12 protein-coding genes and 1 other annotated feature are annotated in these 12,210 nt (G+C 39.5%); all 12 genes read left to right on the top strand.

Going from position 1 to position 12,210, the window contains the following annotated elements:
* The coding region (locus J6O61_RS08620; protein WP_292211980.1) for a hypothetical protein at positions 1 to 214 on the top strand (214 nt) is incomplete at its 5' end.
* 86 nt (positions 215 to 300) lie between these two features.
* Entirely contained in the window at positions 301 to 1,434 is a 1,134-nt protein-coding gene (locus J6O61_RS08615; protein ID WP_292211978.1) for a M20/M25/M40 family metallo-hydrolase, read from the top strand.
* 40 nt (positions 1,435 to 1,474) lie between these two features.
* Positions 1,475 to 2,296, top strand: a complete 822-nt coding sequence (budA, locus tag J6O61_RS08610; RefSeq protein WP_083413589.1) for an acetolactate decarboxylase — start codon at positions 1,475 to 1,477, stop codon at positions 2,294 to 2,296.
* A 676-nt stretch (positions 2,297 to 2,972) separates the two neighbouring features.
* Positions 2,973 to 3,995: a sugar kinase gene (locus J6O61_RS08605; RefSeq protein WP_292211972.1), complete on the top strand. Its 1,023-nt coding sequence runs from the start codon at positions 2,973 to 2,975 to the stop codon at positions 3,993 to 3,995.
* Between the two features lie 111 nt (positions 3,996 to 4,106).
* Positions 4,107 to 4,340 (top strand) — a binding site (T-box leader).
* 159 nt (positions 4,341 to 4,499) lie between these two features.
* Positions 4,500 to 5,933 carry a proline--tRNA ligase gene (gene proS, locus J6O61_RS08600; RefSeq protein WP_292211969.1) on the top strand — a complete coding sequence of 478 codons (1,434 nt, stop codon included), beginning with the start codon at positions 4,500 to 4,502 and terminating at the stop codon, positions 5,931 to 5,933.
* A gap of 44 nt (positions 5,934 to 5,977) precedes the next feature.
* Positions 5,978 to 8,116, top strand: coding sequence for a helix-turn-helix domain-containing protein (locus tag J6O61_RS08595; RefSeq protein ID WP_292211967.1), 2,139 nt, complete (start codon positions 5,978 to 5,980; stop codon positions 8,114 to 8,116).
* Positions 8,117 to 8,199: 83 nt separating this feature from the next.
* Positions 8,200 to 9,132 carry an ABC transporter permease gene (locus tag J6O61_RS08590; protein ID WP_292211964.1) on the top strand — a complete coding sequence of 311 codons (933 nt, stop codon included), beginning with the start codon at positions 8,200 to 8,202 and terminating at the stop codon, positions 9,130 to 9,132.
* 15 nt (positions 9,133 to 9,147) lie between these two features.
* On the top strand, positions 9,148 to 10,053 hold the full coding sequence (locus J6O61_RS08585) for a carbohydrate ABC transporter permease (protein WP_292211961.1): 906 nt from the start codon (positions 9,148 to 9,150) through the stop codon (positions 10,051 to 10,053).
* A gap of 166 nt (positions 10,054 to 10,219) precedes the next feature.
* Entirely contained in the window at positions 10,220 to 10,489 is a 270-nt protein-coding gene (locus J6O61_RS08580; RefSeq protein WP_292211959.1) for a hypothetical protein, read from the top strand.
* A gap of 58 nt (positions 10,490 to 10,547) precedes the next feature.
* Positions 10,548 to 10,847: a hypothetical protein gene (locus J6O61_RS19460; RefSeq protein ID WP_330613755.1), complete on the top strand. Its 300-nt coding sequence runs from the start codon at positions 10,548 to 10,550 to the stop codon at positions 10,845 to 10,847.
* Between the two features lie 15 nt (positions 10,848 to 10,862).
* Positions 10,863 to 11,645, top strand: coding sequence for a ParA family protein (locus tag J6O61_RS08570; RefSeq protein ID WP_292211957.1), 783 nt, complete (start codon positions 10,863 to 10,865; stop codon positions 11,643 to 11,645).
* Positions 11,638 to 12,210, top strand: a 573-nt coding sequence (locus J6O61_RS08565; protein WP_292211955.1) for a ParB/RepB/Spo0J family partition protein, incomplete at its 3' end; no start/stop codon positions are given. The genes J6O61_RS08570 and J6O61_RS08565, both read left to right, overlap by 8 nt.

The raw sequence follows: 12,210 nt of genomic DNA, 5'->3' as shown, positions 1-12,210 counted from the left end.
TTTCAAATTTATCTTGGCAATCTGCATAGATATCAGCCAAAGAAAGCTGTTTATATGGTATCATATATATCAGAATAACTCCTTTCTTGGTATTGGTCAGTGGTTTCTCGTCAATTCTATTGTACCATATCCGGTGAGGGGGTATTCATTTTTTATAGAGCAAAAGTGCCGTATTTATGCAGCTTTTGGCGTTTCACAAACGCCTATAATATAGTATAATTAAAGGGGGATTGATGCCACCTAAAGCTTGATTTGGCAAACCTAAGCTTACTTATGAGAGGATAGCAGGAGCAATTTTCTATGAGAGAAAATGACAAGAGAGTAGTAGACAGATTTACAGAGCTTGCGCTGGTAGACGGTGAATCCTTTAATGAGAGGCTTGTCGCTGATTATCTTATAGCAGAGTTCCAAAAGCTGGGAATAAAGCTTATAGAGGATGATATTGCCGGTAAGATCGGTGGTAACTGTGGGAATTTGTATGGCTTTGCAGAGGGGCGGGGAAAGTATGCAGACTCTGAGCCTATTCTGTTCTGTGCACATATGGACACCGTATCTCCGGGGAACAATAAGAAGATCATATTAAATGACGGCGGAACAATCACAAGCGATCATACGACTGTCTTGGGAGCAGATGACAGGGTTGGCATAGCAGGAATTATCGAGGCGTACACCAGAGTAATCGAGGAAAATCTGGATCATCCGCCAATAGAGTTTCTGTTTACGGTGGCAGAAGAGGTTTACGGCCTTGGAAGCGCGGCTCTTAATTATTCAAGGATTCGCTCCAGGATAGCCTTTGCTCCCGACTGCAGCGGAGAATATGGAGTCTATTCATCCTGCGAGCCGACACTCATTTCATTCGAAGTACATATAAAGGGTAAGGCTTCCCACGCTGGTTATGAGCCTGAAAATGGAATAAATGCAATAGCAGTAGCAGCTGCTGCAATCAGCAGAATAAAGCAGGGGTGGGCTGATGATCACACCACGCTGAATATCGGAATAATAGAAGGCGGAAGTGTTACCAACGCTGTTCCGGAAAACTGTTTTATAAAAGGTGAGATAAGAAGCGGTGTCCATGAAGATGCACATCGGACAATAGACTTAGTAGAAAGCATTTTTTCAGAAGAAGCGAATAGAGCAGGTGCAGAGCTTTGCATAGATAAAAAAGAAAGAATCACCGTTTACAGGATAGATCCCGAAGCCGCAGAAGGAAGTGCTTTGGATAGATATAAGAGAGCATTAGAGAAACAGGGAAGGAGAGCCGTGGCAAAGAAATCCTTTGGAGGAAGTGATATAAATTCTTTGATAAAACACGGAATGGACGGACTAAATATATACGGTCCCATGCATAACATACATACAACTGAAGAATACACAACTGTCCAGGAAATAGCAGACTTCACAGAACTGATAAAGATACTTATGACACAACCATGAGGAACAATTTAAAGGCTTTTGCGAATATAAGGGGGCAAAAATGAGAAAGAAACTGGTTTTAGCACCGATTATGATGGCAGCTGTCTTGTCGTTTACGGCATGTGCTTCGTCCGGAAGCACCGGAGGGAGTGGAGAAGGGGCAGACCGTGAGGTTCTGTTTCAGGTTTCATTGCTTCAGGGTTTAACCTTCGGTGATTATCATGGCAGTATTACTGCCGGAGAACTTAAACAGAACGGAGATACCGGGCTTGGTACTTTTGACGGACTTGATGGCGAGATGATAGTACTTGACGGTGTTGTTTATAAAGCAAAGAGTGATGGCTTAGTCGAAAAGGTAAGCGATGATGAGACAATCCCTTTTTCAAATGTGACTTTCTTTGACGAGGATGAAAATGTAACGCTCGAAGGAATCACTGATATTGACGCATTAAAGGAGCTGCTGAATGAAAAACTTGAAGGGAAACTCCCGAATGGGTTCTGCGTTATACGAATCGATGGTAAATTTAAGGAGATGAATGTCCGCAGCGAATATAAGCAAAACGAACCTTATAAGCCACTTGCAAAGGTTCTTGAGACAGACCAGACATTTTTTGATTATTCCGATATAGAAGGAACAGTGGTGGGATTATACTGTCCGCCATATATGGATAAGTTAAATGCGGCAGGATGGCATCTGCACTTTATTTCAAAAGACAGGGAAAAAGGAGGCCATGTACTTGGCCTGAATATTGATAAGGCTGATCTTGCATTGGATTATACCCAGGGATTTGAAATGAAACTGCCTGATAATGAGATGTTTGATGGCTTTGATCTGACTATAGACCAGTCAGAAGATATAAAAGAAGTCGAGACTGGTGAGTAATGGGCGCAATATAAAGAAGATGCATAAAAAGTGCATATTAGTTGTAGACTTTTTATAATTGGTAGTCGTTTATCCGAATATTATCTTGCAAAAAATGATCTAATATTTCAGTCCGGACCAGATTTTAATCTGGTCCTTCCTTTTTATAGTAACAGTACCAAATATAACGTTACTATAATTTTGTACCAAAGCTGTAAGCCACGAGAGGATGTATTAAAAGCAGCTGAAATACTATTCCCGGAATGTAGGAAGTGTGAAAACTGGAGATATTATTGTATTTGATAGTGTATCCAGAATGAGTAGATCAGCAGATGCGAATACTCCGAGATCTATCCAAAGGTATGGGCACTTCTGGATTTTATGCCACTCGCAAAAAAGTATAGTTTTGTATAATGCAAAAGAAGACTGTTGGGGACAGTCTTCTTTTTGTGTTAGAGGTTTTTATAAAGGAAATACGTTATGGCGAACGTAAATCGGCTTATTAAGTATCAGTTCGCAACTGATGATGTTATGATACATTAATATTGCATGCTATGTAAGTGCTTACACGATACAAAAAGTGGAAAAAATTGAACGGCGATAAACATTCAGTATTTGCAAGATTTATAAAATGTAAGCACTTTCATTTTGGGCTTGTGGGATTTATGATTTAAAATATAGGAAGGAGGGTATTAAAATGGGAGAAAAAAACTTTGATCTAATTACACTTGGTGAGATAATGCTTAGGCTATCACCCCCAAATTATGAGAGAATGACAAGAGGTGATATTTTTGATAAGAGAGCCGGCGGTTCAGAGCTTAACGTTGCATCAGGAGTTGCTCTTTTGGGACTGCGCACAGGCGTTATTTCCAAGCTTCCACAGAATGCACTGGGAACATTTATCAAGAATAGGATAAGATTTGAAGGTGTATCAGATGATTATCTTATATATGATGATTCAGATGATGCAAGACTCGGAATCTATTATTATGAGAACGGTGCGGCACCCAGAAAACCTTCAATTGTATATGACAGAAAAAATTCTTCTATGACCAGGATTTCTTTGGATGAGATCCCAGAAGATGTTTATACATCAGCAAGAATGTTCCACACCAGTGGAATTACACTTGCGCTTAATAAAAATACCTGTGAAGTTACAACAGAACTTATTAAGCGATTTAAAAAGGGCGGAGCATTGGTTTCTTTTGACTGCAATTACAGAGCCAATCTTTGGAGCGAGGAAGAGGCAAGAGCAGCAATAAAGCATATATTGCCATATGTTGATATTCTCTTTGTTTCTGAAGAGACTTCGCGCCGCATGATGCAGAAAGAGGGCGATCTTTCTGATATTATGAAGAGTTATACTACTGAGTACCCTGTTAAGGTAGTATGCACAACTCAGAGAGAAGTAATAAGCCCGAGGAAGCACAACTTTACTTCAACAATATATGATGCAACCAAGGATAAGTTCTACACAGAACAGCCATATAAGGACATTGATGTTATCGACAGAATCGGTTCAGGTGATGCCTATGTGTCTGGTGTGCTTTACGGACTCCTCAAATACGACGATGTAGAAAAAGCGCTTGAGTACGGTAATGCTACATCAAGTGTAAAGAACACAATTCCCGGAGATCTGCCTGCAAGTGACCTTAGAGAAATTGACAGCATCATTAAGAATCATAAGTCAGTTGGGCCTACAAGTGAATTAAACAGATAAATAGTCATAACAAAGAACTCATGGACACGTTGTCTTGAATAAGATATCAAGATGAACAGATAAGATGTTGACAATAAATAAAATTGTTAATAAAATCATTTTTAAACATATTTATAGACGTTGAAGAGGAATAGTAATTTAGCGATGCGTTTCAGAGAGAGAGCGGTTGGTGCGAGCTCTTACGATAGCTTAGTGAACCTGCCTTGGAGTCCTGTGTGAAAACATTTTTTGCGATTATGCGTAAACACAGCGTTTCCCGCGTTAAGGGTGTCAATGAAGTGAAATCTGCTAATTGGATGCAGATTTAAATAGGGTGGTACCGCCGACTAGCCTTCGGTCCCTGTTTATAGGGATGCGAAGGCTTTTTTTAATTATTTTTCGTATCCACTTCATAGATTAAAAGGAGCATGATACCGTTCGAAGCGTATTTTGCTGAGTTACGGTATCAGCATCCGGTCGGAGTAAGTCAGATAATAAACTAGCGTTATTAAAGGAGAAAGAAAAATGGCAGACAACAAGAAACTTGTAGCTGAGATTACATCTATGGATGAGGATTTCACACAATGGTACACAGACGTATGTATCAAGGCTGACCTGGTTAGCTACTCTAACATTAAGGGATGTATGGTAATTAAGCCTGCAGGATACGCAATCTGGGAGCTTATTCAGAAGCACCTTGATGCAAGATTTAAGGAGACAGGAGTTCAGAACGCATATCTTCCAATGTTTATTCCTGAGTCTCTTCTTCAGAAGGAGAAGGATCACGTTGAAGGTTTTGCTCCGGAAGTAGCATGGGTTACACATGGCGGACTTGAGCCACTTACTGAAAGATTCTGCGTAAGACCTACATCAGAAACTCTTTTCTGTGACTACTACAAGGGAGAGATTCATTCATATAAAGACCTTCCACAGGTATTAAATCAGTGGTGCAGCGTTGTTCGCTGGGAAAAAGAGACAAGACCTTTCCTTAGAAGCAGAGAGTTCCTCTGGCAGGAAGGACATACAGCTCACGCTACTTTTGAAGAGGCTGAAGAGCGTACACAGCAGATGCTTAACGTATATGCTGATTTCCTTGAAAACGATATGGCTATTCCTGTAATCAAGGGACAGAAAACAGATAAAGAGAAGTTTGCGGGAGCAGAAGCTACTTATACAGTAGAAGCTCTTATGCATGATGGTAGAGCACTTCAGAGTGCTACAAGCCATAACTTTGGTGATGGATTTGCCAAGGCATTTGGAATTCAGTATGCAGGAAAAGACAACCAGCTTCATTATGTAAACCAGACATCATGGGGACTTACAACACGTACAATCGGAGCTATGATCATGGTTCACGGAGACAACTCAGGACTTGTAGTACCTCCTAAGATCGCTCCAATCCAGGTTGTTGTTATTCCTATCCAGCAGAAGAAGGAAGGCGTTTTAGATGCAGCTTACGATATTGCAAAGAGCCTTTCAGCATTCAGAGTAAAGACAGACGATACAGACAGAACTCCTGGCTATAAGTTCTCAGAGCAGGAGATGAGAGGTATCCCGGTTCGTATCGAGATCGGACCTAAGGACCTTGAAGCAGGAAAGTGCGTACTTGTTCGTCGTGACACAAGAGAAAAGATTGAATGTGCTATAAGCGATGTACCTGCAAAGGTAGGCGAGCTCCTTGATCAGATCCAGAAGGATATGTTCGACAGAGCTAAAAAGCACCTTGAGGCACACACATTTGCAGCACACAACAAAGAAGAGTTTGCAGAAGCCTTCAAAGAGACAAAGGGCTTTGTAAAAGCTATGTGGTGTGGATGCCGCGAGTGTGAAGACAAGATCAAAGAAGATTACAACGTAACCAGCCGTTGTATCCCATTTGAGCAGGAAAAACTTTCAGAAACCTGCGTGGTTTGTGGAAAACCTGCTACAAAGATGGTTTATTGGGGAAGAGCATATTAATCCGGAGAGAATAAATAATGTTCCAAAGCAAAGTATTTAGGCGAATGTTTTTTAGCTACATTCTTATAATTGTTATAAGTACAATGCTGTTTACGACTTCGCTTATTTATCAGAGCCGTCAGATTGCAAACAGTCAGAGAGAATGGGAACATGATCTTATTATACGAGAGGTGACGAATATCATGGATGAGATCCTGACAGATGCCAAAGATACTGTCAGAGATCTCAGGTATTCCACCACTATGAAGAATCTTTATATGGCTTCCAGAATAGATGATCCCTTGGATACATATGAAGATTACGAGGTACAAAAAGAGATACGCTCCCTGTGGGCGCTGCGTGGAGATTCCATATACAGCACCACAATATTTCTTTATGGAAGCAATAGGGCATGGTCTGCAGGCGGTCCCATATACATGGACAAGCCCTTTGAGAAGCAGAGCTTTTCGGTTCCGGCATTTATGAATAGTAGTATCGCTGATTCGATAAATATTGAAAATAATCAGCGGTACTATTTTGCTAAAGAAGGACTTCTTTACTGGGATAGCTACACGTACAGAACCGGAACGGAAGTAGGGCTTTGCTGCGTACTGATTGACCTTTCAAAAACTCTGGACAATGTTGCAAATGCACTCGGAGATAATCAGGCTATAAGGATTTCATATCAGGGAAAAGAGCTTTTGTCTGTGGGAAATATTGATGACAGAGAGCCCATACTTCTTTTCCAAGGGGACAATGATTTTACATATGAGCTCTTTGATGGAGAGTATTCCTTTATCAAGGGAAATAATATTCTTATTGGAATGCTTACTGTGCTTGTAATAGTAACTCTTTTGTTTGTGTGGATTGCTTATTGGGAGAGTAAAAGATATTACAAACCTATCGACTATCTGGGCAAAATGGTTGGCTCCGAAAAAAAATCGCAGACAGCTAATGATGATAATGAGATGAATTCCATAATCAATGGAATTCAGGATCTTATCGGTGAAAAGAACAGCTATAGAGAAAAAATGCTCACAATCACTCCGTATGCGGGTGCAGGCATGTTTCAGGCTATTGTGTCCGGACAGGCCGGAGAAGAAAAATTAGGAGTTCTTTCAGAAGAAGATTTCCTCGATTTAAAGCACCCATATTATATTGTATCAATTCTGAACTTTGCATATGAGTGGTCAAAAAATGTAAAAGAAATAAGCCATAAAGATTTAGAGAATCTTTTCAAACAGGTTTCTGCCACATGGACAGCAGAAGATATGCATATTACATGGTACTTTAGTAACAAGAATACAGCTTATCTCATTCTTAGCTTTGATGAAAAAAGAGATATCGATGACATATTCTATGGTATCCATAAGCTTATTCAATCATCGGTTGAAAAAGAGCATATCATAGTAACGATGGGTGTAGATGTTGTCAGAGAAGATATATCTGAACTAAAGTCCGCGTGCGAAGGAGCGTCATCAGCACTTGATGGTATATTGCATGATGGTCGTGGAGAAATATTTTTTGTAGAAGAATTTCCAAGGCAAAGTGTTGATTATTACCTTCCTACAGGCTTTAAAGAAAAACTCAGAACCTGTCTTGAAAATAAAGATAAGTATGGAATCCATGAACTTCTTTTTGATATCTATAAAACAAATCTTGAACTTGATGCATCAGCAGAAGTTTATAAATCTTTGGCAGAGGATTTTTATCTGACAATGATGAAGACCATAAGAAAAGTGTCAGGTCTTACGACAGTTCATTTGAGCATACAGCGCGTAAGCGAACTTATGAGCCTTCAGGAAATATTTGATTACTACGATGCAGCGCTGATTTCAATAATTGATCTCTTGGAAAAAAATGAACGTGAGAAAAAAGAAGAGACCAAATTAGATGATGAGATAATTAAATATGTTGAGGAGAACTATTGTGATCCCAATATATCATTGCAGCAGTTGTCAGATAAGTTTGATGTGAGTAATAAATATCTGCTTCTTTTATTTAAGCAGCGTTACAATGCTACATATCTGCAGTTTATACAGAGTAAGAGAATAGAAAAGGCTGTGGAGTTAATTGAACAGAATGCGATGCCGATTTCTGAAATAGGAGTAAGAGTAGGTTATGAAAACCAACTTACCTTCAGAAGAAACTTTAAAGCCCAGACTGGCCTGAATCCTTCTGAATATGCGGCTCGCAAGAAATGAACCTTTAGAAAAAATTGTTTCTATACAACAAAAACCTTCCGTGTGTAAAATCTGCTTATCAGATTTACAGGGGAGGTTTTTTGATGTCAAACGATAAAAAAAAGAAGACCTGGAAGCAGCTCTTATATAGAGATCGATACCTGCTTATAATGATCATTCCTGTTGTGATTTATTATCTTGTTTTTTGCTATCTTCCTATGACGGGAATTGTGATGGCCTTTAATCAGTATCAGGTTGGATCAGGATTTGCAGGTATATATACCAGTAAATGGGTTGGACTTAAATGGTTCAAACAGTTTTTTGGATCAATATATTTGGGAAGACTTGTAAGAAATACATTCCTTTTGCAGTTCTTTTCACTTATATTCGGCTTTCCTATTCCGATTCTTTTTGCCATAGCAGTAACTCAGGTGGCTAATAAAAAGGCCAGAAAAATAATACAGGTAAGTACATATCTTCCATATTTCATATCTACTGTAGTTGTATGTGGTATGATCAACAATTTCCTTTCACCGTCAGGAGGAATCATCAATCAGCTCCTTAATATGATAGGAATTGAAAGCATAAACTTTATGAACCTTCCACAGTGGTTCAGACCGATATATGTAATATCCGGATCATGGCAAAGCTTTGGATTTAATTCAATTATTTTCGTGGCAGCGATCATGGGGATTTCACCTGATTTGTACGAAGCCATGGATGTGGATGGAGCCAATAGAAGGCAAGTTATATGGCATCTGGTGTTACCGTCAATAAAACCGACAATCATTCTTTTACTTATCATGTCGCTGGGAACAATGATGAGCGTAGGATTTGAGAAGGTTTACCTTCTTTATAACACAGCAGTTTATGAAACTGCAGATGTAATTCAGACTTATGTATATCGTCAGGGTATTCAGAGCAGCAATTACAGCTATGCAACTGCAGTAGGTCTTTTCAATTCTGTGATCAATTTTGTAATTGTATTCATTGCTAACAGAATCAGCAGAAAAGTAACAGATACAGCTATTTGGTAAAAGAGGATTTGAGGTATGAAAACAGGTGTAAAAAGAAGAAAAGAGTTTCACGGATCTGTCGGGGATATAGTATTTGACCTTATCATATGGGTATTCCTATTCTTTGCGGTAGTAGTCTGTGTATATCCGTTCATATATGTTCTTAGTGTTTCGCTTAGTTCGGGACAGGCAGTAAATCAGGGAAAAGTAGTGCTTTTTCCGGTGGATTTGAATCTGGAAGCACTTAAAACAGTACTTAATTATAAACAGCTGTGGATTTCATATGGAAATACTTTTTTCTATACAGTTGTAGGAACAGTATTAAATGTAGTATTCACATGCCTGGCAGCCTATCCATTATCAAGAAAAAGATTTTGCTTAAGGAAACAAATGAATTTCCTATTAGCATTTACCATGTATTTTTCAGGCGGACTTATCCCTGTGTACATTATTGTCACAAAGCTTGGATTATATGATTCGAGACTGGTTATGATTCTGCCGGTACTTATATCAGCTTATAACGTTATGATCTGCAGATCGGCTTTTGAGTCAATATCGGAGGAATTATTTGAAGAAGCGGCCATAGAAGGCGCCAATGATTTCTATATTCTTACAAAGATAGCTGTTCCGCTGATAAAGCCTACACTAGCTGTGCTAACGCTTTATTATGCTGTAGCAAGATATAATGATTTCTTTTCAGCGATGCTGTATATCAGTGATTCGACCAAGGAACCTTTGCAGATATTCCTTAGAAGAATTCTGCTTCAGGCTTCAATGGAAATCATGCAGACAACCAACATAAACATGGGTGCATTGTCTCAGTCAACAATTCAGGTTAGATATGTATGTATTGTTGTTTCTGTAGTACCTATTATGCTGGTAGTGCCTTTGGTACAAAAATATCTTGTTCAGGGAACAATGCTGGGCGCTGTAAAAGGCTGAGCTGTGAGAACCTGCTGAGGTCTTTTCGAAGCTGGTTCGAGCGCGTTAAACCGAACGAAGTGAGGTTTAACTTCCTTATGAAGCTAAAAACTTCTTACCGAACAAAGTGAGGCTTAACTTCCTTATAAAATAAAAAATATTTTCACATATATAAAAGGAGGGTAACATGAAAAAGAAAGTATTATCATTATTGCTGGCATCTTCAATGGTTATGTCTGTGCTGGCATGTGGAGACTGTGGTTCTGCTAACAAAGCAGAATACCTGACAATCCTTGAATTTACGCACTTTTGTGAGTTTTTCTCCTTCAATTATGTGGAAGAAAATCGCAAAGAAAAACTCCTGATTCAGAAAATTACCGTGGCGGTAGCTTTTGAACTGGAGACGGGGAACACAAAGAATCCGGATATAAAAGTGAATATGGATACCATCGAATGATGGCTTTAAATAGGGATATTGGCAAGAAATGCTGATATCCCTTTTTGCGTATAAAAACATGGAAGGAGGGCTTACAAAATATGACCTTTACAGCGATAGGTGCATTTGGCGGGATATACTTCATAATCTCCCATGGAAAAACTTTAAAACCAGGGAGGATGGAAAGATGGTCAAAGTCAGATTGCAGGGAACGACCTGCGAGATCAAGCGTATGAAAAGGTGTATCGAAAGAAATAAGAGAATTAAGGTTATAAGCGTGTCTGACGCTTTTCCTAATAAGGGAACCAAGAAGTATTTCAGGCAATATATGGATGTAGTTATTGATCCAAACAGCGAAAAGAAAGCAGTTAACCAGTAAGGGAGGACGGAGATTATGTGCAAAGTGATATCTGTAGCCAATATTAAAGGCGGGGTAGCAAAAACAACTACTGCCGCAAATTTAGGAATAGGACTTGTTAAAAAGGGAAAAAGAGTCCTGATCATAGATCTGGATCCGCAAGGGTCGCTTTCGTTAGGTCTTGGTATAAGGAATAATAAGGATTTGCCTTATACAGTAGGTACAGTAATTCAGAAGGTTATTAACGAAATAGAAATCAGCGAAGGTGAAGGCATAATTCACAATGCTGAGGGAATAGACATACTTCCAAGTAATCACAGTCTGCGGGCAGTGGAACAGCAGCTTGATGAAGTCATGAGCAAAGAGCATATCCTTGAGGAATACATCGACAGCATCCGCAGCAAATATGATTACATCATCATAGACTGTAATCCCGGAGTTGATAATCTGATTCTTAACGCTCTGACTTGTTGTGATAGTGTTCTGATCCCATCCCCACCCGAATACTTGTGTGTAGAGGGCTTACAGGAAATTATCAGAACTATCGGACAGGTTAAGAAGAGACTTAACCGCAAGATTGAGATTGAGGGAGTGCTTCTGACCATAGTAAATGGAAGGACAAACATTGCCAGGGACATCATGAATAAGATGGAAGAAGCTTATGGTCAGCACCTTAAGATTTTTCAGACTGTAATTCCTGAATCTGTAAAAGCTAAAGAAGCTGTTGCAAACGGTATAAGCGTTTATGAACAATCACCAAAAAGCAGCGTAGCTATTGCCTACGAAGCGTTTGTAGGGGAGGTGCTTGATAATGAGTAAGAAAAGAGCTTCTGATAATATCAGCCTCACTGCGTTTGATGATCTGTTTGGAATACCTTCGGAAGGTGAGCAGATAGTGGAAGTTGCCTTAAAAGACCTGCATGAGTTCCATAATCATCCATTCAGAGTACTTGATGATGAAAAGATGGAAGAGACGGTTGCAAGCGTCAAAGAGCAGGGAATTATTGTGCCTGGTATCGTCAGACCTCTTAATGAAGGTGGATACGAAATAATTGCAGGCCACAGGCGTAAACGTGCTGCAGAACTTGCAGGACTTAAGACTATGCCTGTATATATCAGAGAATACTCTGATGAACTTGCAACCCGTCTTATGGTTGATACGAATATCCAGCGTGAAGATATCCTTCCCAGTGAAAAAGCTCACGCTTACCGTATGAAATACGATCAGATTAAAAGTCCCGGTGTTAAAGGAAATTCTCTTGATGAGCTTGGAAATGCAGCCGGCGAGAGCGGGAAGACTGTTCAAAGGTATCTATGGCTTTCAAATCTGATAGATGGATTGATGGAACTTGTAGATACAAGAAAAATCGGAATGGCTCAGGGA

Source organism: Butyrivibrio sp., assembly GCF_017635265.1.
Lineage (GTDB): Bacteria > Bacillota > Clostridia > Lachnospirales > Lachnospiraceae > Butyrivibrio.
This window is presented reverse-complemented; position numbering and strand designations above follow the sequence as displayed.